The organism is Streptomyces sp. NPDC028305 (genome assembly GCF_055569495.1).
Genome location: NZ_JBVHTN010000003.1, coordinates 908,247 through 932,985, shown reverse-complemented (window position 1 = coordinate 932,985; position 24,739 = coordinate 908,247). Strand labels below are relative to the sequence as shown.

Genomic DNA, 24,739 nt, shown 5'->3' with positions numbered 1-24,739 from the left:
AGGAGGCGCCAGCGATGGCGAAGGACGAGGCGAAGCTTCTCGACCACCTCAAGTGGGTGACGGCAGAACTGCGTGACACTCGGCAGCGTCTGCGCGAAGCGGAGTCCGCCGAACCCGAGCCGATCGCGATCGTCGGAATGGCCTGCCGGTTTCCCGGCGGGGTTGAGAACCCGGACGACTTGTGGAATCTGGTGGCGGCCGGAGGCGAAGGGCTGGTCGATTTCCCGGAGGACCGCGGCTGGGATCTGGAGAACCTGTTCGATCCCGACCCGGACCGGCCGGGGACGAGTTATGCGCGCCAGGGCACCTTTCTGCGCGGCGCCGGAGGCTTTGACGCCGAATTCTTCGGGATATCGCCGCGTGAAGCGGTGGTGATGGACCCCCAGCAGCGCGTGTTGCTGGAGGTCGCCTGGGAGACCTTCGAACACGCCGGCATCGACCCGCACGGCCTCGCGGGCAGCAGCACGGGCGTCTACGCCGGGGTGACCTCACAGGACTACATGGTGCTCACCGCCATGGCCGCCAATGACGTGGAGGGATACGCCGCCACCGGAAACCTCGCCTGTGTCCTGTCCGGGCGGGTGTCCTATGAGTTGGGGCTCGAGGGGCCGGCGGTGACGGTGGACACGGGGTGTTCGTCGTCATTGGTGGCGCTGCATTCCGCCGTGCAGGCGCTGCGCGGTGGCGAGTGCTCGCTGGCGCTGGCGGGTGGCGTGACGGTGATGGCGACGCCGGGTGCGTTTGTGGAGTTTTCGCGGCAGCGGGGGTTGGCGGCGGACGGGCGGTGCAAGTCGTTCGCGGCGGCGGCGGATGGTACGGGGTGGGGCGAGGGTGTCGGGCTGTTGCTGCTGGAGCGGCTGTCGGACGCGCGGCGCAACGGCCACAAGGTGTGGGGGGTGGTGCGGGGCTCGGCGATCAACCAGGACGGTGCCAGCAATGGGCTGACGGCGCCGAACGGTCCGTCGCAGCAGCGGGTGATCCGGCAGGCGCTCGCGAACGCGCGGCTGTCGCCCGCCGATGTGGACGCGGTCGAGGCGCATGGGACGGGCACCACGCTTGGCGATCCGATCGAGGCGCAGGCGTTGCTGGCCACCTACGGTCAGGGGCGGGCGGCCGAGCGGCCGTTGCTGCTGGGGTCGGTCAAGTCCAACATCGGTCACACCCAGGCGGCCGCCGGAGTGGCGGGCATCATCAAGATGGTCATGGCGATGCGGCACGGGCTGTTGCCCAAGACCCTGCACGTGGACGAGCCGACGCCGCATGTGGACTGGAGCGGCGGAGCGGTCGAACTGCTCAGGGAGGCGACGGCCTGGCCGGACGCGGAGCGCCCCCGGCGGGCGGCTGTCTCGTCGTTCGGCATCTCCGGCACCAACGCCCATGTGATTCTGGAAGAGGCCACAGCACCGGCGGCGGACGTGGCGACCACCGAGCCGACGGTCCCCGGTGGCGTGGTGCCGTGGGTGGTCTCGGGGCGGTCGGCGGCGGCGCTGCGGGCCCAGGCGGAGCGGTTGGCGGAGTTCGCCGAGCAGACCTTCGCCGACCCGCCCGAGGTGGGCTGGTCGCTGGCGGCGGGCCGGGCGATGCTCGACCACCGGGCGGTGGTCGTCAGCGACGACCGGGAGGAGTTGCTGGCCGGTCTGAGGGCGCTGGCCGTGGGGGCGCCGTTCGGTGGTGTGGTGACCGCGGAGCCGGTGGCCGGGGGTGCCGGGCCGGTGCTGGTGTTCCCGGGCCAGGGCGGTCAGTGGCGGGGGATGGGGGTGGAGTTGCTGGACTTCTCCCCGGTGTTCGCGGCGCGGATCGCGGAGTGCGAGGCGGCGCTGTCGCCGTTTGTGGACTGGTCGCTGACGGCGGTGCTGCGGGGCGAGGGCGGGGTGGACGCGTCGCGGGTGGATGTGGTGCAGCCGGCGTTGTGGGCGGTGATGGTCTCGTTGGCTGAGGTGTGGCGCTCCCATGGTGTGGTGCCTGCGGCGGTGGTGGGGCATTCGCAGGGCGAGATCGCGGCGGCCGTGGTGGCCGGGGCGCTGTCGCTGGAGGCCGGGGCGCGTGTCGTGGCGGTGCGTTCGCAGGCGTTGCGGGTGTTGTCGGGGCGGGGCGCGATGGCTTCGCTCGCGGTGGGTGCGGGGGAGGCCGAGGAGGCGATCGGCGGGCGTGAGGGTGTGGTCGTGGCGGCGGTGAACGGGCCGGGGTCGACCGTGATCTCGGGTCCGCCCCAGCCGGTGGCCGAGGTGGTGGCGGCGGTGGAGTCGGCCGGTGGGCGGGCGCGGCTCATCGATGTCGATTACGCCTCGCACGGCCCGCAGGTCGACGAGATCGCCGAGGATCTCGTGGCGCTGCTGGGGGAGATTACTCCGGTGGAAACGGCCACGGCGTTCTACTCGACGGTGACCGGTGGCCGGGTGGAGACCACGGCGCTGGACGCGGCGTACTGGGTGGAGAACCTGCGCCGTCAGGTCCGGTTCGGCACCGCGGTGGAGGCGGTCCTGGGCGAGGGGTACCGGGTGCTGGTGGAGGCCGGCCCGCATCCGGTACTGAGCGTGGGCATCCAGGAGACCGCCCAGGCATGCGATATCGCGGTGGCCACGGTGCCCACCCTCCAGCGTGACCAGGGCGGCCCGGCGCAGCTGGCCCGGGCCCTGGCCCAGGCCTTCGCAGCCGGGCTGCCCGTGGACTGGAAGACCTGGTACGGCGTGACCGCAGCCGCGCCACCCGTCCTCGACCTGCCCACCTACCGCTTCCAACACCAGCACTACTGGCTGAAGCCGGGTACCTGGGCGGGGGCCGAGGGAAAGGGCTCCGCAGAGGACGAGCGCTTCTGGAGCGCCGTTGAGAGCGGCGATCTCGCCGGGCTCGAGGCATCGCTGCGCGTGGGGGAGGACGCCGCGCGACACGTGCTGGCTCCCGCGCTGCCGGTGCTGGCGGAGTGGCGTCGGCGTACCCGGGATCAGGCCCGGATCGACGCATGGCACTACCGGACCGCCTGGTCCGCCGTCACCGGCCTGGACGCGGCTCCCCGGCTGAGCGGCACATGGTTGCTGGTCGTCCCCGAGAAGTGGGCCGGGGACGCCGCGGTCGAGACGGTCACCCAGGCGCTCGAAGGCCATGGGGCGGAGTGCGTGCTCCTCCCGCTGGCCCCGGGGGACCAGGCGCGCGGCCCCCTCGCCGAGCGGCTGCGGCAACTGGAGGGCCGGCCCGAGATCGCCGGTGTGATCAGCGCCTTGAGCCTCGACGAGGCCGTACACCCGGAGCACCCGCATCTGCCGATGGGACTGGCCGGGACGCTCGCCCTGGTGCAGGCGCTGGACGAGGTGGACTTCGGCGGGCGCCTGTGGTGTGTGACGCGCGGCGGTGTGTCCGCCGCCGGGGACGGCGCCGTAAGCCCGGTGCAGGCCCAGGTGTGGGGTCTGGGCCGCGTGGTGGCGCTGGAGTATCCGAAGCGGTGGGGCGGCCTGATCGATCTTCCGGCGGTGGCGGAGGAGGGCACGGCGGGCCGGCTGGCCGCGGTGGTGGCCGAGGGCGCGGAGGACCAGGTCGCGCTGCGTGCGGAGGGCGTGCTGGGGCGTCGCCTGCGTGCGGCGTCGGCGGGTGCGCCGGGTGCGGAGTGGCGCATCGACGGCTCCGTTGTGGTGACCGGCGGGACGGGCGGGGTGGGCGGCCGGGTCGCCCGGTGGGTCGTGGAGCGGGGCGCGCGCCATGTGATCCTGGCAGGCCGCCGGGGCTCCGCCGCGCCGGGGACCGAGGCGCTGACGGCGGAGCTGGAGGCGCTGGGCGCCTCGGTGGACGTGGTGGCCTGCGATGTCGCGGACCGCGACGAGGTGGCCGCGCTGCTGGCGCGGGCGCCGGAAGAGCATCCGCTCCGTGGGGTCTTCCACGCCGCGGGGGTCGGCGACTACACCCCGGTCAGCGACCTGGACCCGGACCGGGTGGCGCAGGTGGCGGCGGCGAAGGCGGGGGGTGCGCGATGGCTCGATGAGCTGACGCGCGACATGGACGTGTCGGCCTTTGTGCTGTTCTCCTCCGGCGCGGCCAGTTGGGGCAGCGGGCAGCAGGGTGCGTACGCGGCGGCCAACGCGTACCTGGACGCGCTGGCCGAACGCCGCCGCGCCGAGGGCCTGCCGGGTCTGTCGGTGGCATGGGGCCCGTGGGGCGAGGTCGGCATGACCGCCGGCGACGCGGTGGCGGCCTTCTTCCGCGAGCGGGGGCTGACCGCCATGGCTCCCGAGTTGGCGCTGCGGGTACTGGGCGATGCCCTGGGCCGCGGCGAGACGGCGTTGACGGTGGCCGACTTCGACTGGCGGCGCTTCGCCGCGGCGTTCGCCGGGCAGCGCGTCAGCAGGCTGCTCGCCGAGATTCCCCAGGCCGTCGAACTGCTGGAGAAGGAGACGCCGTCCGAGGACAGCCCGCTGCGCAAGCAACTGGCCGCGGCCGTCGCGGAGCAGCGGCACCAGATGCTCACGCAGCACATCCGCGCCCTGGCGGCCGGGGTGCTGGGCCACTCGGGCCCGGACGCGATCTCCGCGACCAAGCCGTTCTTCGAGATGGGCTTTGACTCGCTGACCGCTGTCGAGCTGCGCAACCGGCTCAGCGCCAGCGCCGGGATGCCGCTGCCCACCACACTGATCTTCGACTACCCCACCGCGGACGACCTGGCCCGTTACGTCCTCGCGGAAATCTCCGGCCTCCAGACGGCCGTGACCGGCACGGTCACGCCGGTCGGGGAATCGGACGAGCCGATCGCGATCGTCGGTATGGCCTGCCGGTTCCCGGGCGGGGTGAGCAGCCCCGAACAGCTCTGGGACCTCGTGGCCACGGGCCGGGACGCGATGTCGCCCTTCCCGGCCGACCGAGGCTGGCGTCTCGACACGCTGTACGACCTGGACCCGGACCGCCCCGGCACCAGCTATGTGCGCGAGGGGGGATTCCTCCACGACGCGGGGGGTTTCGACGCGGAGTTCTTCGGGATCTCGCCGCGTGAGGCGGTGGGGATGGACCCTCAGCAGCGGCTGTTGCTGGAGACCGCCTGGGAGACGTTCGAGCGCGCCGGGATCGACCACGGCTCGCTGCGCGGCAGCGACACTGGTGTCTATGTCGGCGCGACCCTCTTCGACTATCTGTCGATCATCGGGATCTCCAGCATGGACATGGAGGGCTACACCGGCACGGGCAACCTCGGCTGTGTGCTGTCGGGGCGGGTGTCCTATGTGCTGGGGCTCGAGGGGCCGGCGGTGACGGTGGACACGGGGTGTTCGTCGTCGTTGGTGGCGCTGCACTCGGCGGTGCAGGGGTTGCGCGGCGGTGAGTGTTCGCTGGCGTTGGCGGGCGGTGTGACGGTGATGGCGACGCCGGGTGCGTTTGTGGAGTTTTCGCGGCAGCGGGGGTTGGCGGCGGACGGGCGGTGCAAGTCGTTCGCGGCGGCGGCGGATGGTACGGGGTGGGGCGAGGGTGTCGGGCTGTTGCTGCTGGAGCGGCTGTCGGACGCGCGGCGGAACGGCCACAAGGTGTGGGGGGTGGTGCGGGGTTCGGCGATCAACCAGGACGGTGCGAGTAACGGCCTGACGGCGCCGAACGGCCCGTCGCAGCAGCGGGTGATCCGGCAGGCGCTCGCGAACGCGGGGTTGTCGACGGCGGACGTGGATGTCGTCGAGGCGCATGGGACGGGCACCACGCTTGGCGATCCGATCGAGGCGCAGGCGTTGCTGGCCACCTACGGTCAGGGGCGGGCGGCCGAGCGGCCGTTGCTGCTGGGGTCGGTCAAGTCCAACATCGGTCACACCCAGGCGGCTGCCGGAGTGGCGGGCATCATCAAGATGGTCATGGCGATGCGGCACGGGGTGGTGCCCAAGACGCTGCACGTGGACGAGGCGACACCGCATGTGGACTGGGGCGGCGGGGCGGTCGAACTGCTCAGGGAGGCGACGGCCTGGCCGGAGGTGGAGCGCCCCCGGCAGGCGGGCGTGTCGGCGTTCGGTATCTCCGGGACGAACGCGCACGTGATCGTGGAAGAGGCTCCCAAGGAGCCGGAGGTTCCGACCGAGTCCGGCGCGGTGCCGGTCGGTGGTGTGGTGCCGTGGGTGGTCTCGGGACGGTCGGCGGCGGGGCTGCGGGCCCAGGCCGCGCGGCTGGCGGAGTTCGCCGAGCGGACCGCCGCCGATGAGGCGGAGGTCGGCTGGTCGCTGGTGGCCGGCCGAGCCACGCTGGAACACCGCGCGGTGGTCGTCGGCCAGGACCGGAAGGAGCTGCTGGCCGGGTTGACGGCGCTGGCCGAGGGCGAGCCGTCCGGCGGTGTGGTGACCGCCGAGCCGGTGGCCGGGGGCGCCGGTCCGGTGCTGGTGTTCCCGGGCCAGGGCGGTCAGTGGCGGGGGATGGGCGTGCAACTGCTCGACGCCTCGCCGGTGTTCGCGGCGCGGATCGCCGAGTGCGAGGCCGCGCTGTCGCCCTTCGTGGACTGGTCGCTCACGGCGGTGCTGCGGGGCGTCGACGAGACGGCGGACATCGACCGGGTGGACGTGGTGCAGCCCGCGTTGTGGGCGGTGATGGTCTCGCTGGCGGAGGTGTGGCGCTCCCATGGCGTGGCGCCCGCGGCGGTGGTGGGGCATTCGCAGGGCGAGATCGCGGCGGCCGTGGTGGCCGGGGCGCTGTCGCTGGAGGACGGGGCGCGGGTTGTCGCTGTGCGCTCGCAGGCGTTGCGGGTGTTGTCGGGCCGGGGTGCGATGGCCTCGCTCGCGGTGGGCGCGGAGGAGGCCGAGGAGGCGATCGGCGGGCGTGAGGGTGTGGTCGTGGCGGCGGTGAACGGGCCCGGGTCCACGGTGATCTCGGGTCCGCCCGGGGCGGTGGCCGAGGTGGTGGCGGCGGTGGAGTCGGCCGGTGGGCGGGCGCGGCTGGTCGATGTGGACTACGCCTCGCACGGCCCGCAGGTCGACGAGATCGCCGAGGAGCTGGTGGCGTCGCTGGGAGACGTCAAGCCCGCCGGCACCGGGGTGGCGTTCTATTCGACGGTGACCGGTGGCCGGGTGGAGAGCACGGTGCTGGACGCGGCGTACTGGGTGGAGAACCTGCGCCGTCAGGTCCGGTTCGGCACCGCGGTGGAGGCGGTGCTGGCCGACGGATACCGGGTGCTGGTGGAGGCCGGTCCGCATCCGGTGCTGAGCGTGGGCATCCAGGAGACCGCCCAGACGCTGGACCTTCCCGTGGCCACGGTGCCCACTCTCCAGCGTGACCAGGGTGGCCCGGCGCAGCTGGCCCGGGCCCTGGCCCAGGCCTTCGCCGCCGGGCTGCCCGTGGACTGGAAGACCTGGTACGGCGTGACCGCAGCCGCGCCACCCGTCCTCGACCTGCCCACCTACCCCTTCCGACACCAGCACTACTGGATCGACCCCGCCACCATCGGCGGCCAGGGCGATCCCCACAGCCTCGGCCTGACCTCCGCCGACCACCCGCTGCTCGGCGCCGCCGTGCGGGTCGCCGAGAGCGAGGAGATCGTGCTGACGGGCCGGATCTCCACCGCCGGACACCCCTGGGTGGCCGACCACGCCGTGGCCGGTTCGGTGTTCCTGCCCGGCACGGCGTTCGTCGACCTCGCCGTGCGCGCGGGGGACGAGGCAGGCTGCGACCGCGTCGAGGAACTGGTCCTGGAAACCCCCCTGATCCTCCCCGAAGAGGGGGCGCTCCAGCTCCAGCTCGTCGTCTCCGCGCCAGGCCAGGACGGCGGTCGAGCCTTCACCGTCCACGCGCGCGCCGAGGGCGACGACGCCGCCGACCGGCCCTGGACCCGGCACGCGAGCGGCACCCTCACCACAGGCGCCCGGCCGGACGACTTCGACTTCGCCCAGTGGCCGCCGACCGGTGCCGAGCCGGTGCCGCTGGACGGTCTCTACGCGGGCCTGGCCGAGGCGGGCTACGGCTACGGCCCGGCGTTCCGCGGCCTGAAGGCGGCCTGGCGCCGCGGTGACGAGGTGTTCGCCGAGGCCGCGCTCGCCGAGGAACTGCGCGGCGACGCGGGGCGGTTCGGTCTGCACCCCGCCCTGCTGGACGCAGCGCTCCAGGCCGGCGGCATCGGGAAGGGCGGTGCGCTCGACGGGCAGCTGCTGCTGCCGTTCACCTGGACCGGAGTGTCGCTGTACGCCACCGGCGCCGCCGCGCTGCGGGTCCGGATGGTTCCAGGCGGCGACGGGGTGGCCCTGAGCGTTGCGGACCCCTCGGGCCGCCCGGTCGCGTCCGCCGAGGCGGTGGTCTCCCGCCCGGTCTCCATCCGGCAGTTGCGCCGCGGCGGTGCCGAGCTCGACTCGCTGTACCGCGTCGAGTGGGTCTCCACCGAGTACGAGCCCGAGCCCGGGGTGTTCGCCGGCCGTACGTGGGACGTGGTGGGTGCCGGCGGCCTCGGCATCGAGGACGCACTGGAACGCGCAGGACACACCGTCCGCACCACCCGGGACCTCGCGGAGCTGGCGCGGTCCGTCGACGACGGGACACCCCTGGCCGACCTGGTGGTACTGGACTGCGCCCCGCTCGCCGGTGGCGGAACCGAAGCCGACCCCGGACTCGCCGACGCGGTCCACGACGAGACCGAACGGCTGCTCGGCGTCGTCCAACGCTGGCTCGGGGACGAGCGGTTCGGCGACTCCCGGCTGGCGCTGGTGACCCACGGCGCCCAGTCGACCAGCGGCGACGAGCGCGTCGCCGACCTGGTGCACGCACCGCTGTGGGGCCTGGTGCGCTCGGCGCAGATCGAGAGCTACGACCGGCTCGTGCTGGTGGACCTGGAGGACGGCGACCAGGACGCGGCCGGCCTGCTGCCCCGCGCCCTCGCCGTGGCGCTCGGGGCGGGCGAGCCCCAGGTGGCGGTGCGCCGCGGCCGTCTGGTCGTCCCGCGCCTGGCCCGTATCGGCAAGGACACCGCCCTCACCCCGCCGGACGTGCCCGGCTGGCGCCTCGACACAGCCTGTCCCGGCACTCCCGGCACTCCCGTCGCTCCGGACCAGTTGGCCCTGGTGCCGCACCCCGAGGCGGCCGGGCCGCTGGGGGAGGGCCAGGTCCGCATCGCTGTGCGGGCCGCGGGCCTCAACCCCCACGACGTCGTCGCGGGCCCGGACCCGCTTCCCGACCAGCAGCCCATGGGCGGTGAGGGGGCCGGGGTCGTCGTCGAGACGGGGCCCGGTGTCATCGGACTCGCCCCCGGCGACCGTGTGATGGGCGTCTTCCCTCGTGCGTTCGGCCCGCTGGCCGTCGCCGACCAGGGGAGCCTCGTACCCGTCCCCGCCGGCTGGTCCTACGCCCGGGCCGCCGCCGTGCCCCTGGCGTTCCTCACCGCCTACTGCTGCCTCGCCGAGCCCGCCGAGGTCCGTGAGGGCGACGTGGTGCTCGTCCACGGGGCCGCCGGTGGCGTCGGCATGGCCGCCGTGCAACTGGCCCGGCATCTCGGCGCCGAGGTCTATGCCACCGCCGATGAGAGCGAGTGGGACGCCCTGCGCGCCCTCGGCCTGGACGACGACCACCTGGCCTCCTCCCGGACCCTCGACTTCGAGGACCGGGTGCGCGCCGCCACCGGCGGCCGGGGCGTGGACGTGGTGCTGAACTCCCTCGCCCAGGAGTTCAGGGACGCCTCGCTGCGCCTGCTGCGCGACGGCGGCCGGTTCGTGGAGCCGGGCCGGACCGAGGTCCGCGATGCCGCACAGCTCCACGAACCAGGCGCCGCCCACCCGGGCATCGGCTACCGGGTGTTCACGGGGGCCGATCCGCGACGGGTCCGCGCGCTCCTCACCGAGGTCGTGGGCCTCATGGAGCGGGGCGTGCTGCGTCATCTGCCCCTACGGACCTGGGATCTGCGCCTCGCCCCCGACGCGTTCCGGTATCTGAGCCGGGCCCGGCACACCGGCAAGGCCGTGCTCACACTCCCGGCGCCCCTCGACCCCGAGGGCACCGTGCTGATCGTCGGCGGCACCGGCACGATCGGCGGCATGCTCGCCCGCCACCTGGTCACCACCCACGGCGTTCGCCACCTCCTGGTGACCGGCCGGCGGGGTGCCGAGGCGCCCGGCGCGGACGCGCTGCGCGAGGAACTGTCCGCTCTGGGGGCGGAGGTGACCATCGCCGCCTGCGATGCCGCCGACCGCGACGCGCTGGCGGCGCTGCTCGCGGACATCCCCGCCGAGCACCCGCTGACCGGCGTGATCCACGCCGCCGGTGTGGTGGACGACGGCACCGTCCCCTCCCTCACGCCCGAGCAACTGCACACCGTGCTGCGGCCCAAGGTGGACGCGGCGGTCAACCTGCACCAGCTGATCCGTGAAGACGATCTCGCGGCGTTCGTGATGTTCTCCTCGACGGGCGGCCCGGGGGGCGCCGCGGGCCAGGGCAACTACGCGGCGTCGAACGCCTTCCTCGACGCCCTCGCCCAGGACCGCCGGGCCGCCGGGCTGCCCGGTCAGTCGCTGGCCTGGGGCCACTGGGAGCAGAGCAGCGGCATCACCGGCACCCTGGGCGAGCGCGACATCGCCCGCATGGAGCGCTCCGGTGTGCGCGCGCTCTCCTCCGACCAGGGTCTCGCCCTGTTCGACGCGGCCGGGCGCCGGCCCGAGAGCCTGCTGATGCCCGCCCGCCTCGACCCGGAGGTACTGCGGGACCTCGCCGGCGCCCAGGTCCTGCCCCGCGTCCTCAGCGGCCTGGTGCGGGCGGCACCCGTCCGGCGCGCCACCGCGGCGGCGCAGTACGCGGCCGGGGACGCCCAGCCGATGGCGGAGCGCCTGGCGGGCATGTCCGCCGCCGAGCAGGGCCGCACCCTGCTGGAACTGGTGCGCCGCAACGTGGCGGCGGTGCTCGGGCTCGGCGACGTCCTCGCCGTCGACCCGGCGCGGCCCTTCAAGGAGATCGGCTTCGATTCGCTGACCGCCGTCGAGCTGCGCAACCGGCTCAGCCAGGCCACCGACACCAAGCTGCCCTCCACTCTCGTCTTCGACATCCCCACCCCGGCGCTGCTCGCCGAGCACCTGCGCGAACAGCTCGTCTCCGAGGGGCTGAGCGGGGCGGAGGCCCTTGTTCAGGAACTGGACCGGCTGGAGGAACACGTCGACCTGCTCGCGGACGACACGGAACGGGACACCGTGACAGCCCGGCTCGAGGCGCTGCTGACACGGTGCCGCCAGAAACCCGCGGCGGAGAGCAACGGCGTCGCGGAGCGGCTCCAGGACGCCTCGGCCGACGAAGTCCTGCAATTCATCGACTCCCACCTGGGAAGGGCCTGAAAGAGGACCGCCATGGCGAACCAGGAACAGCTCGTCGACTACCTCAAACGAGTGGCGACCGATCTGCATGACACTCAGCAGCGCCTCCGCGAGGTGGAGGCCCGGGACCGCCAGCCGATCGCGATCGTCGGCATGGCCTGCCGGTTCCCTGGTGGAGCGGACACTCCGGAGGCCCTGTGGGAGCTGGTGTCCGCGGGCCGTGACGCGGTCTCCGCCATGCCGGACGACCGGGGCTGGGACCCTGGCATGTTCAACGACTCGGGCGAGACGGGCACCAGCTATGTGCGCGAGGGCGGATTCGTCCGCGGCATGGCAGACTTCGACGCCGACTTCTTCGACATCTCGCCGCGCGAGGCGCTCGCGATGGACCCGCAGCAGCGCCTGCTGCTGGAGACCGCCTGGGAAGCCATCGAGCGCGCCCGTATCGACGTGACCTCCCTGCGCGCCACAAAGACCGGCGTCTTCATCGGCGGATCCACCATCTACTACGCCGGCACCGGCGCCGGCGCGCCGCAGGACGTCGCCGGGTACATGGCCACCGGGCTGGCCGCGAGCTCGATGTCGGGCCGCATCTCCTACACCTTCGGCTTCGAGGGCCCCTCCTTCACGGTGGACACCGCCTGCTCGTCGTCCGGGGTGGCCCTGCATCTGGCGGTGCAGTCGCTGCGCAAGGGCGAGAGCTCGCTGGCGCTGGCCGGCGGGGTGTGTGTGATGGCAACACCCGGCACCTTCCTGGAGTTCAGCAAGTTGAACGGGCTGGCCGCCGACGGCCGGTGCAAGGCGTTCGCGGCGGCGGCCGACGGCTTCGGGCCCGGCGAGGGCGTGGGCGTCCTGCTGGTGGAGCGGCTGGCGGACGCCCAGCGCCTCGGACACCCGGTGCTCGCCGTGATCCGCGGCTCCGCGATCAACCAGGACGGCGCATCCAACGGCCTGACCGCGCCCCACGGCCCCGCCCAGGAACGCGTCATCCGCGCCGCGCTGGCCGACGCCCAGCTGTCCGCCCGGGACATCGACGTGGTGGAGGCGCACGGCACCGGCACCTCGCTGGGCGACCCCATCGAGGCACAGGCGCTGATCGCCGCGTACGGCAGAAGGCGCGGCGAAGGCGTCCCGCTGTGGCTCGGCTCGGTCAAGTCCAACATCGGGCACACCCAGGCCGCCGCCGGCATGGCCGGGGTGATCAAGATGGTGCAGGCGCTGCGGCACGGCGTCCTGCCGAGCACCCTGCACGTGGACGAACCCACCCATCAGGTGGACTGGTCCGAGGGCACCGTGAAGGTGCTGACCGAGGCGCGGCCGTGGCCCGGGACCGGCGGCCCGCGCCGGGCCGGGGTCTCCTCCTTCGGCATGAGCGGCACCAACGCGCATGTCATCCTCGAAGAAGCCCCCGAGGCCTCCAACGCGGCGGAGCCCGCCCCCGCCACCGAGCTGCCGGTGGTCCCGTGGCTGGTGTCCGGGCGCGGCGAGGCGGCGCTGCGCGCCCAGGCCGCCCGGCTGCGCGACTTCCTCACCGAGCGGCCGGAAGCCGGCCCGACCCGTGTCGGGCTCGCCCTGGCCGGTTCGCGCGCCGCCCAGTCGCACCGGGCCGCCGTGGTCGCCGCCGACCGCGACGCCCTGCTGGCCGGGCTGGCCTCCCTGGCCGACGGGGTCCCCGCCGGCCATGTGGTCACGGGTGCGCCCAGCCCCGGCGAGACGGTGTTCGTCTTCCCCGGCCAGGGTTCACAGTGGGCCGGCATGGCCCTCGACCTGACCGACGCCTCCCCGGTGTTCGCCGAACACTTCCGTCGCTGCGCGCAGGCCGTGGAGCGGCACACCGAGTACACCGTGGAGTCGGTGCTCAGAGGCGAGCCGGGAGCCCCCTCCCTGGAGCGGGTGGACGTGGTCCAGCCCGTGCTGTGGGTGGTGATGGTGGCGCTGGCCGAGCTGTGGCGGTCCTACGGCGTGGAGCCCGCGGCCGTGGTGGGCCACTCCCAGGGCGAGATCGCGGCGGCCTGCGTCGCCGGCGTGCTGTCCGTCGAGGACGCGGCCCGCGTCGTGGCGCTGCGCTCCCAGGCGCTGCCCGAGCTGTCCGGCCGCGGCGGCATGGCCTCGGTGGCGCTCCCCGTCCAGCAGGTCGGGAAACACCTGGAGCGCTGGGACGGTCGGCTGAGCGTGGCCGCCGTCAACGGCCCCTCCTCGACCGTGGTCTCGGGAGACGCCGACGCCCTGGAGGAGCTGCTGGAGACCTGTGAAGCCGACGGGGTGCGCGCCCGGCGCGTCCCCGTGGACTACGCGTCGCACTGCGCCCACGTCGACGCGCTGCGCGACCGGCTGGCCGAGGACCTCGCGGGCATCGCGCCCAAGCCGGGCTCCGTCCCGCTGTACTCGACCGTCACCGGGCAGCGCATCGACGGCACCGCCATGGACGCCGCGTACTGGTTCACCAACCTCCGTCAGCAGGTGAGGTTCGAAGAGGCCACCCGGGCGCTCCTCGACGACGGACACAGCGTGTTCATCGAGTGCAGCCCGCACCCGGTCCTCGTCATGGGCGCGCAGGAGACCGTGGACGAGGCGGGCGTCAACGCCACGGCCCTCGGCACCCTGCGCCGGGACGAGGGCGGCTGGGACCGCTTCCTCCTCGCGCTGGCCCAGGCCCATGTCCATGGCGTCGAGGCGGACTGGGGCCGGGTGTTCCCGGCCGGCACCGGCCCCGCCGACCTGCCCACCTACGCCTTCCAGCGGCGGCGCTACTGGCTGGACGCCACCGACGGCGGAGCCGGTGACCCCGACCGGCTCGGCCTCGCCGCGGCCGGCCATCCGCTGCTGGGGGCCGTCACCGTCCTCGCCGAAGGCGACGAGGTGGTGCTGACCGGCCGGCTCGGCCTGGACACCCATCCGTGGCTGGCCGACCACGCGGTGGCCGGCGCGGTGCTCGTGCCCGGCGCCCTGTTCGTGGAGCTGGCCGTCAGGGCCGGTGACGAGGTGGGCTGCGACTGGCTCGAGGAGCTGGTGCTGGCGAGCCCGCTGGTCCTGCCCGACCAGGGCGGCACCCACCTTCAGCTCGTGGTGGGCCGCCCCGACGGTGAAGGCCGCCGCACCCTGAACGTGTACGCACGCCCGGCCGACGAGTCCGGCTCGCCATGGCTGCGCCACGCCACCGGCACCCTGGCGCCCGGCCCGGACGCCGAGCCGTACGACCTCGCCCAGTGGCCGCCGGAAGGCACCGAGCCCGTGCCCGTGGACGGGTGTTACGACCAGCTGGCCGTGGCCGGCTACCGCTACGGCCCCGCCTTCCGCTGCCTGCGCGCCGTGTACCGCCGCGGGACGGAGGTCTTCGCCGAGGTCGTCCTCCCGGAGGAGCAGCGCGGGCAGGCCGCCGCGTTCGGTGTCCACCCCGCGCTGCTTGACGGCGCGCTCCAGGCCAGTGGGTTGCCCGAAGTACGCGGTGGCCAGGGCCGGATGGCGCTGCCGTTCGCCTGGAACGGAGTGTCCCTGGCCGCCACCGGCGCCGAGCTGCTGCGCGTCAGGCTCGCGCCCGTCGGCGACGACGGCATGTCCGTCCACGCCACCGACGCCTCGGGCCGCCCGGTGATCTCGATCGACGCCCTGGTGACCCGGCCGTTCACCCCCGAGCAACTCCAGGGCCGCGGCGAGGACATCGGCGACGCGCTCTTCCGCGTGACGTACACCCCCCTGACCGGTGCCCCGGCGGGCGGCGCCATCGACGGCTGGGCCGCCGTCGCCACCGGCACCACACCCACCTGCTACGGAGCGCCCCGCTACGACGACCTGGACGCGCTCGCCGCCGCGGTGGACGGCGGCCTGCGCGTCCCACCGGTGACACTGCTGCCCTGCGAGCCGCGGCCGGACGACACCGACCTCCCCGGCGCGGTGCGCCACCGGCTGGGCGAGGTGCTGCACTCCGTGCAGCGGTGGCTGGCCGACGAGCGGTTCGCCGACTCCCGGCTGGTGGTGGTCACCCGGGGCGCGGTCGCCGCCTCCGACGGCGAGGACGTGACCGACCTCGCGCACGCCCCGGTGTGGGGGCTGATCCGGTCCGCGCAGTCCGAACACCCGGACCGGCTGGTCCTGGTGGACCTGGACGGACCCACGCTGCCCGGGGCCCTCGCCCCGGCGGTCGCCGCGGGCGAGCAGCGGATCGTCGTCCGGAACGGGACGGTACGGGTCTCCGCCCTGGTCCCCGCGGCGTCCGGCGCCGCCCTGCCCCTGCCGGAGGACCCCCACTGGCGGCTGGACATCACCGGCCCCGCCACCCTGGACAACCTGGCCCTGGTGGCGGCGGAGGAGCCCCCGCCGCTCGCCCCGGGCCGGATCCGGGTCCGGGTCCGCGCCGCGGGCGTCAACTTCCGGGACGTGCTGATCGCGCTCGGGATGTACCCGGGCGACGCGGTGATCCGGGGCAGCGAGGGCGCGGGCGTGGTGGTCGAGGTGGCCCCGGACGTGACGTCGGTGGCCGTCGGCGATCGCGTGATGGGCATGTTCCAGGGGGCGTTCGGCTCGACCGCCCTGGCGGACGCCCGCTCCGCCGTGCCCGTCCCGCCCGGCTGGACCGACGAGCAGGCGGCGGCCGTGCCCATCGCGTTCCTGACCGCCTGGCACGGGCTGGTGGACCTGGCCGGTCTGAAGGCGGGCGAGTCGGTCCTCGTCCACGCGGCGGCGGGCGGCGTGGGCATGGCCGCCGTGCAGATCGCCCGCCACCTGGGCGCCGAGGTGTACGCCACGGCCAGCCCCGCCAAGCACCACGTCCTGGAGGCCATGGGCATCGACGCCGCCCACCGCGCCTCCTCCCGCGACCTGGACTTCGAGAACGCCTTCCCGAAGGTCGACGTGGTCCTCAACAGCCTGGCCGGCGAGTTCACCGACGCCTCGCTGCGCCTGCTGGCCGACGGCGGCCGGTTCGTGGAGCTGGGCCTGACCGACGTCCGCGACCCCGAGCAGCTTGCCGAAACGCACCGCGGCGCCCGCTACCGCGTCCTCGACCTCGGGGCGCCGGGAGAGGAAGGACTCGGCCGGATCCTGACCGAGGTCCTCGCCCGGTTCGCACGCGACGAGCTGACCCACCCGCCGGTGCGCGTCTTCGACATCCGCCGGGCGCGCGACGCGTTCCGCCTGATGAGCCGGGCCGCACACATCGGGAAGATCGTGCTGACCCTGCCACGGCCCCTCTCACCGGACGGCACGGTCCTGGTCACCGGTGGCACCGGCACCCTGGGCGGCCTGATCGCCCGCCATCTGGTCACCCGACACGGGGTACGCCACCTGCTGCTGACCGGCCGCCAGGGGCCGCAGGCGCCCGGCGCCGCCGAACTGCGCGAGGAGCTCACCGCGCTGGGCGCCACCGTGACCATCGAGGTCTGCGACATCGGCGACCGCGACGCCGTCGCCGGGCTGCTGGCCGGCGTGCCCGACGCACACCCGCTGACCGGTGTGGTGCACTGCGCCGGAGTCCTCGACGACGGCATGGTCGACTCGCTGACCCCCGAGCGGCTGGCCCGGGTCCTGCGGCCGAAGGCCGACGGAGCGGCGCACCTGCACGAGCTCACCAAGGACGCCGATCTGGCGATGTTCGTCATGTTCTCCTCCATCGTCGGGGTGAACGGCAACCCCTCGCAGGCCAACTACGCCGCCGCGAGCGCCTTCCTGGACGCCCTGGCCCACCACCGCCGGGCCCACGGCCTGCCCGGTCAGTCCCTGGCCTGGGGCATGTGGGAGGAGACCAGCCGGCTCACCGGCCGGCTGGACGACGGGGACCTGGAACGCATCCGCCAGGCCGGCATGGACCCGCTGCCCACCGAGCAGGCCCTGGCGCTGTTCGACCGGTCGTACGCCGCGGGTGACGCGCTGCTGGTTCCGATCCGGCAGGCCACGGCGGCCTCCGGGAGCCGCCCGGCCGCCGGCCGCACCAGGGCGCGGCGCGTGGCCGACAGCGGGGCGGCGGGCACCGGCGGCCCGTCGCTGGCGGAGCGCGTCGCCGCACTGCCGGAGGCGGAACGCGAGGACTGCGTCCTGGAGGCGGTGTGCGCGCACATGGCGGCCGTCCTCGGCCACGGCTCGGCCGACGAGATCGCCCACGACCGCACGTTCAAGGAGCTGGGCTTCGACTCGCTGACCGCGGTCGAACTGCGCAACCGGCTCTCGGCCGCGACCGGCCTGCGCCTGCCCGCCACGCTCATCTTCGACTTCGCCCACCCACTGGCCCTCGCCCAGCACCTGCGCGAGCGGATCGCCGCGCCCGCCGACCCGGCCGGGAGCGCACCCACCGACCCGGCCGGGAGCCCGCCTCCGGACCCGCGTGAGAGCCGGGTGCGCGAGGTGCTGGCCGCCGTCCCGCTGCGGCGGCTGGAGGAGTCCGGCCTGCTCGACGCGCTGCTGCGACTGGGCGAGGAAGCCGACACCACCGACAGCGCGGACACCACCGAAAGCGCAGACAGTGCGGACAGCGCCGATTTCGCCTCGATGGAGCTGGAAGAACTGGTGGACATGGCCCTGCGCAACGGCGATTCCTGACGTGTGCCGTCCCCTCGGAGGAATGTCATGACGGTGGCCAACGACAAGATCGTCGAGGCCCTGCGCGCCTCGCTGCGGGAGGCCGAGCGGCTGCGCAAGGAGAACGACCGACTGCGCGCGGCAGCCCGGGAACCCGTCGCGATCATCGGGATGGCCTGCCGCTATCCCGGTGGCGTCGAGTCCCCGGACGACCTGTGGACCCTGCTGACGGAGGAGCGGGACGCGATCAGCGCCTTCCCGCGCGACCGGGGCTGGGACCTGGACGGCCTGTGCGGTCCCGACGCCCACCCGGCGGTGCGCAGCGCGGTCGCGGAGGGGGGATTCCTCGGCGGCGCCGCCGAGTTCGACCCCGGGCCCTTCGGGATCTCGCCGGACGAGGCGTCGGTGATGGACCCCCAGCAGCGGCTGCTGCTGGAGCTCGCGTGGGAGGTGTTCGAACGGGCCGGGATCGACCCGCGGTCGGCCGGCGGCCGGCGCTACGGCGTCTTCGTGGGCACCACCGGACAGGACTACACCCCCCACCTGAAGGACGTCCCCGACGAGCTGCTCGGCCACCTCGCCTCCGGCGGTTCGAGCGCCGTGCTCTCCGGCCGTATCGCCTCCGTCTTCGGCCTCGAAGGGCCCACGGCCACCCTCGACACCGCCTGCTCCGGTTCCCTGGTGGCGCTGCACCTGGCCTGCCGGGCGCTGCGCGGCGGCGAGTGTTCCATGGCCCTGGCCGGCGGTGTCACCGTGATGTCCAGCCCCGATGCGTTCATCGGCAGCGGCCGGGGGATAGGGCTGCCCGTCGCGGCCCGCTGCCGCTCGTTCGCCGACGGGGCCGACGGGATCGCGTTCGCCGAGGGGGCGGGCGTGGTGCTCCTGGAGCGGCTCTCCGCCGCCCGCGCGCACGGCCACCCGGTGCTCGCCGTCGTCCGTGGCAGCGCGATCGGCCAGGAGGGCGCCACCAACGGCGCGAGCGCCTCCAACGGCCCCGCCCAGCGAAGGCTGATCAGGCAGGCGCTGGCCGACTCGGAGCTCGAGCCGCACGAGGTCGACGCGGTCGAGGGCCAGGGCACCGGCGGCCTGCTCAGCGACGCGGTCGAGGCGCGGGCGCTGGCGTCCGTCTACGGCGAGGGCCGCCCCGCCGACCGGCCGTTGCCGCTGGGGTCGGTGAAGTCCAACCTCGGGCACACGCAGGGGGCCAGCGGTGTGGCCGGGGTGATCAAAATGGTCCAGGCCATGCGCCATGGCGTGCTGCCGCGCACCCTGCACACCGAGGTGCCGTCACCGCACATCTCCTGGGAAGAGGGCCGGATCCGGCTGCTCACCGAGGCCACCCCCTGGCCCGCGACGGACCGGCCGCGGCGGGCCGGGGTGTCCGCGTTCGGATTCGGCGGCACGGACGCACACGTGATCCTGGAACAGGCACCACCTCCGGACGATCCCCCGCCCCCGCTGCCGGAGGCGGGACGCGGGACGGCGGCCGCCGGTGTGGTGCTCTGGCCGGTCTCCGGCTGCGACCCCGACGCGCTGCGCGGGCAGGCGACCCGGCTGCTGGCCCACCTCGACCGGCGGCCCGAACTCCGGCCGGCCGACGTCGGCCTGTCGCTCGCGACGTCCCGGGCCGCGCTGACACACCGCGGTGTGGTCGTCGGCGAGAGCCGCCAGGAGCTGCTGGACGGCCTGCGGGCGCTGGCCGGGGGAAGGGGCTCGCCCCGCGTCGTCCAGGGCTCGGCCGGACGCCGCCACCGGCTCGTCGTCCTGCTCACCGGCCACGCCCTCGCGCCCGGCACCGGCAAGCAGCTGTACGACGCCTTCCCGGCGTTCGCCGACGCGTTCGACGCGGTGTGTGCGGAGCTGGACGCCCCGGTGGGAGCCGAGGCCCGTGACGCGATGCTCACCGGCCCGGCCAGGGACTTCGCGATCCAGGTGGCGCTGTTCCGGCTGGTCGAGTCGTGGGGGGTACGGCCCGGCGTCGTACGAGGCCACGGCGTCGGCGGGCCGGCCGCCGACCACCTCGGCGGGCGGCTGACACTGCCCGAGGCGTGCGCGGCGCTGACCGGCTCGCCTCACCCGGCGGACACCCCGCGGGACTTCGCCGCCGCGGCCCGCACCCTGGCCCGGGAGGGCACGGCCTATCTCGAACTGGGCGGCCATGAGGTGGCCGAACTCCTCGACGGCGAGGGGCTGCCCGCGGTGGCCGCGCTGCGGCCCGGAGCGTGGGAGGTGGCCGCCGCGGCCGCCGCCCTCGCCCATGTGCACGCCCACGGCACCGCCGTGGACTGGCAGGCGGTGTTCGCGGGCGCCGACGCCCGCCGGGTCGACCTGCCCACGTACGCCTTCCGGCGCGCACGCTACTGGCGCGCGGCGTTCGACCTGAGCCGGGTCAACGGGGCGCGGTGAGACCGCCCGGAGCGGGGTGAGCGGCCGCACCGACCGGTACGGCCCCTCACCCCGCTCCGGGCGGCTCTCAGGCTTCGGCGCCCAGCTTCACCGGCAGCCGGCCGAGCTGGCGAGTGCCCGGAACGGGGCGCCACGTCAGCTCCTTCTCCGGCACGGCCAGGGTCAGCTCCGGGAAGCGGCCGAAGAGCGTCTCCAGCGCCAGCTCCGCCTCCTGGTTGGCCAGCATGGCTCCCAGGCAGTAGTGCGGTCCGCGTGAATAGGCGACGTGCTGCGCGCCCCCACCGCCGGAGCAGCGGGTGATGTCCAGCCGCTCGGGGTCGGGGAAGCGCCGCGGATCGTGGTTGGCGGCGCCCTGCACGGGCAGGACGACCTCGCCCTTGCCGATCGGCGCGCCCGCGACCACGACGTCCTCCGTGGCGTACCGCGGCTTGCCGAAGACGATCGGACTGCACCGGCGCAGCAGTTCCTGCACGGCTCCGGGCAGCAGCTCCGGCCGGCTCCGCAGCAGCGCCCGCTGGTCGGGGTGGGTCAGCAGCGCGAGGACGCCGTTGCCGATGAGACCGGCGGTCGTCTCGTGCCCGGCGACCACCAGGTGGAACAGCATGGTGACCAGTTCCGTGTCCGACAGCCGCCCGCTGTCCTCGCTCCGCGCCTGAATGAGCGCGGTGATCAGGTCGTCGGCCGGCTCGGCGCCGCGCCGCTCGACCAGCGAGCGGAGGTAGGCGGTCGACTCCGAGAGCACGCGGCTCAGCGAGAGGGCGTCGGTGTAACCGTGGCTCCACTCGCGCCACATCGCCCTGTCCTCGGCCGGCACGCCGATCAGCTCGCAGATGACCGCGATGGGCAGACGGTGGGCGAAGTGCTCCATCAGGTCGACCGTGCCGTCCACGGCGCGGCCCGGCAGCCCGTCGACCAGCTCGTCCGTCAACGCCCGTATCCGCGGCTTCAAGTCGGCTACCCGCCGCGCCGAGAACGCCCGCGCGACGAGCGTGCGCAGCCGCGTGTGATGCGGCGGATCGAGCTGTGTGATGGCCTCGGCGAGATGGGGAACCAGGTCCTTGGACAACCCCAGCCAGCGCAGCGACTCGGCGTGGTGATCCGTCGTACATCCCGGAATCGACCGCGAGTTGCTGACGAAGCGCTCGTCGGTGAGCACGGAGACCACGTCCTCGTAGCGGGTGATCACCCACGCGTTCCGGCCGTCCGCCACGCGCGCCAGGGCGACCGGCGTCTCCTCCCTGATCCGCCCGAAGCCGCCGTATGGATCGGCGGTCAGCTCGGCCGCGTTGATGGCGAACGGGCAGCGGTCCGGCTCACCGGGCGTCTCGGCGTCACCTGCTGGTGTCATCTTCGGGCCTTCCGTCGTCGGCCATCCCTGCGGGTGATGATCGCCCATCCCGCTTAAGCAGTCCTGTCACCGGGGCGGGACCCGGGGCGGGACCCGAGGCGGGGCGCGGGCCGGTTCGGTAGGTCCGCTTAAGAGCGCTCGGCGAGCATGAGCCCTTGCCATTCCCGTTCCGAAATCACCGCTCCGTTGGTCTCAGCGATGCGGGGAAGCAGGGAGAACACGGTGATCAACGAGCGCAACCGCAAGTCGATCGCACGCGAACACAGCCGGCGCCTGAGTGCGGGCGATGTCGACGCGCTCCTGGAGCTGTACGCGAAGGACGCCACGTTCGAGGACCCCGTGGGGGCCGGCGGCCGGGCCGGACACGAGGCGCTGCGCGCGCACTTCGAGAGCGCGGTGGCCGGGAACGTCGCCGAGACCGTCGAGGATACGGTGGTCGGGCAGGACGGCGCGCATGTGCTGTCCCGGATCACCGCGGTCATGGACTACCGGCCGCGCGGCCCGGTGTACGCCGACCGCGGCTGGCTGCCCGCGCCGCAGGCCGCGGAGCCGACCGGACTGCGCTGCCACTACGCGCTGCTGCTCCGCGTCGGCGAGTCCGGCCTGATCGAGGACATGCGGGCGTTCTGGGGCCGGCCCGACATCGAGACATCGGCCGACGGCGCGGCGGAGTCCTTCCGCGGTCCCGAGTCCATCACCCCCGACGAGGCGGCTCTGCGGCAGCTGCCGTACACCTACGCCCGGCGGCTGGAGTCGGGTGATGTGTCCGGGACCGTCGCCCTGTTCTCGGACGATGTCGTCTTCGAGGACCCGGTGGGGCGCATGAAGCTGTGCGGCAAGGAAGCCCTGGCCAAGCACGTGGCCCACGGCTCGGCGGGCAAGGTGAACGAGATCCTGGGACGGCCCGTGTCCTCGATGGACGGACGGTTCGTGGTGATCCGGGGGGACGCCCGGATCTTTGTGCCGGAGAAGATGCGCATGCGCATGATCACCGTCTGTGAACTGAACAAGGACGGCCTGGGCGTGCACATCCAGGGCTTCTGGGGGATCACGGACACCACCTTCGGGGACATGGGGCCGGACACGGACACGGACACCGACCGCTGACCGGCGCCCGATGCCCGGCGCCGAGGAGCGGCCGGAAACGGCAAGACGCACTTAAGCCGCTTGGGACACCCTCGTGACGGTGTCCGAGGCGAAAGACGAATGCCACATCAGGCGAGCCCGTTTCGGAGGGACTTCCGCGCCATGACCACACCGACACGTGCCGTCGTCCTGGGCGGCGGATGGGCCGGCATGCTGACCGCCCATGTGCTGGCCCGCCATCTGGAATCCGTGACCGTGGTGGAGCGTGACCTCCTCCCCGACGGACCCCTCCACCGCAAGGGTCAACCACAGGCCCGCCACGTCCACATACTCTGGTCCAGCGGCGCGGGCATCGTCGAGAACCTGCTGCCGGGCACCATCGAACGGCTGCTGGCGGCCGGCGCCCGCCAGATCGGCTGGAACCGCGACCTGGTGACCCTGACCGCCTCGGGCTGGCAGTACCGCTTCCCGGCCACCACCTACGCCATGATGTGCACGCGTCCCCTGCTCGACTGGGTGGTGCGTGACGCGATCCTCTCAAGTGGCCGCATCGAGGTGAAGCAGGGCACCGAGGTCGTCGGCCTGGTCGGAGACCGCTCCAAGGTCTCCGGAGTGCTGGTGCGTGACGTGGCCGGCGGCGAGCCCCGGCCGCTGGAGGCGGACCTGGTGGTGGACGCCACCGGGCGGGCCTCGCGCCTGGGCCGCTGGCTGGCGGGGCTCGGCCTGTCGGCCGTCGAGCAGGACGTGGTCGACGCCGGCGTCGGCTACGCGACCCGCATGTTCAAGGCACCCGAAGGCGTGAGCGGCACCTTCCCCGCGGTCATGGTCGCCGCCGACCACCGCACCCGCAGCCCCGGCCGCTTCGGCGTGGTCTACCCCCAGGAGGGCGGCCGCTGGCTGGTCACCCTCACCAGCACGCGTGGCGCCCCGCTGCCCACCCACGAGGACGAGTTCACGGGCTTCGCCAAGATGCTGCGGCACCCGATCGTCAGCGACCTCATCGGCGTGGCCGAGCCCATCAGCCCGATCTTCCCCTCGCACTCGGGAGCCAACCAGCGCCTCTACCCCGAGCGCATGGCGCAGTGGCCGCAGGGCCTGCTGGTCATCGGCGACTCGCTGGCGGCGTTCAACCCCGTCTACGGCCACGGCATGAGCACGGCCGCGCGCGCCGCCGAGGCCCTGGACACGCAGCTGGCGGGCGACGCCTTCGGCGAGGGCGGCACCCAGCGGGTCCAACGGGCGCTGAGCGAGGTGGTCGACGACCCGTGGATCATGGCCGGGCTCAAGGACATCCAGTACGTCAACTGCCGCATCCGCACCGACGACCCGCGCCTGACCGACCCGGACACCCCCGAGCGGCTGAGGTTCTCCGACTACGTCGCCGACCGGTCGATCCGCTCGCCGAAGGTCAGCGAGGTCGCCACCAGCGTGCTCAGCCTGAACACGCCGCAGAAGGCCCTGGGGGACTCCCACTTCCTGTCGCTGCTGCGGACCGACACCAAGTACCCGGAGCTCGTCGAACCGCCGTTCCACCCGGACGAGCTGGAGATGGTGGGGCTCAAGCCGCCCGGCAACGCCGCGAACGGCGTGCTCGGATAACCCACCCCGCAGGCCCCACATCGAGAGAGGTACAGCCATGGAACCCATCGAAGAGCCGACCGGCGACAGCCGACTGGCCGAGCGGCTCGCGACCGCGACGCCGGAGGAGCGCGAGCAGCTCCTGCGCGGGCTGGTGCTCCGCCACGCCGCCGAGATCCTCGAAGCTCCGGAACTTGACGAGGAGAGCAACTTCGTGGAGAACGGCCTGACCTCGCTGCGGGCCCTCCAGCTGTCCAAGGCCCTGATGAACGACACCGGGCTCGAAGCCCCCCTCGTCGCGATCGTCGAGCACCCCACGCCCACCCTGCTCGGCAAGTTCCTGTCGGAGACCTACGAAGCGGACGCGACCTAGGGGCGTCCGGCGGCCACGCGGCGGAGCGGCGTATCGGTGCTGTTCCCCTCCCCGCCCCTTCCCGGCCCCGTCGATGTGCGACTCCGTCGCGTGGGGGGCTCCGCCCCAGACCTCGGGGTCCAGGGGCAAAGCCCCTGCCACGCGGCGGAGCCGCACATCGACACTGCGGGAAGGGGCGGGGAGGGGGAGGGCCCGCCGCAGGCGTCAAGATCCGCCGGACACCCCTAG

The 24,739-nt window shown here is 73.9% G+C and carries 7 protein-coding genes and 1 pseudogene; 7 read left to right on the top strand and 1 reads right to left on the bottom strand.

Annotated features, from left to right (window positions below):
• Positions 1 to 14: 14 nt before the first annotated feature.
• From ACZ4WQ_RS15300 to ACZ4WQ_RS15285, 4 genes and pseudogenes are all read left to right on the top strand, one after another.
• Positions 15 to 95 (top strand): annotated as a pseudogene (locus ACZ4WQ_RS15300) (polyketide synthase docking domain-containing protein); the annotation flags it as partial.
• Positions 69 to 11,234: a type I polyketide synthase gene (locus tag ACZ4WQ_RS15295; RefSeq protein WP_468022237.1), complete on the top strand. Its 11,166-nt coding sequence runs from the start codon at positions 69 to 71 to the stop codon at positions 11,232 to 11,234. The pseudogene ACZ4WQ_RS15300 and the gene ACZ4WQ_RS15295, both read left to right, overlap by 27 nt.
• A 51-nt stretch (positions 11,235 to 11,285) precedes the next feature.
• A complete protein-coding gene (locus tag ACZ4WQ_RS15290; protein WP_468022236.1) occupies positions 11,286 to 17,741 on the top strand; it encodes a type I polyketide synthase in 6,456 nt (2,151 codons plus the stop codon).
• Between the two features lie 27 nt (positions 17,742 to 17,768).
• Positions 17,769 to 20,126 (top strand): type I polyketide synthase, encoded by a 2,358-nt coding sequence (locus ACZ4WQ_RS15285; protein ID WP_468022227.1) that lies wholly within the window; start codon positions 17,769 to 17,771, stop codon positions 20,124 to 20,126.
• A gap of 67 nt (positions 20,127 to 20,193) precedes the next feature.
• On the opposite strand, the gene ACZ4WQ_RS15280 is transcribed toward ACZ4WQ_RS15285, so the two are convergent.
• On the bottom strand, positions 20,194 to 21,474 hold the full coding sequence (locus tag ACZ4WQ_RS15280; protein WP_385350203.1) for a cytochrome P450 family protein: 1,281 nt from the start codon (positions 21,472 to 21,474) through the stop codon (positions 20,194 to 20,196).
• Between the two features lie 222 nt (positions 21,475 to 21,696).
• On the opposite strand from ACZ4WQ_RS15280, the gene ACZ4WQ_RS15275 reads away from it, so the two are divergent.
• The 3 genes from ACZ4WQ_RS15275 (at position 21,697) to ACZ4WQ_RS15265 (ending at position 24,511) form a co-directional block, all read left to right on the top strand.
• On the top strand, positions 21,697 to 22,581 hold the full coding sequence (locus ACZ4WQ_RS15275; RefSeq protein ID WP_311725220.1) for a nuclear transport factor 2 family protein: 885 nt from the start codon (positions 21,697 to 21,699) through the stop codon (positions 22,579 to 22,581).
• 141 nt (positions 22,582 to 22,722) lie between these two features.
• Positions 22,723 to 24,159: an NAD(P)/FAD-dependent oxidoreductase gene (locus ACZ4WQ_RS15270; RefSeq protein ID WP_398376811.1), complete on the top strand. Its 1,437-nt coding sequence runs from the start codon at positions 22,723 to 22,725 to the stop codon at positions 24,157 to 24,159.
• A 37-nt stretch (positions 24,160 to 24,196) separates the two neighbouring features.
• Positions 24,197 to 24,511, top strand: coding sequence for an acyl carrier protein (locus ACZ4WQ_RS15265; protein WP_398376812.1), 315 nt, complete (start codon positions 24,197 to 24,199; stop codon positions 24,509 to 24,511).
• The last annotated feature ends 228 nt before the right edge of the window (positions 24,512 to 24,739 follow it).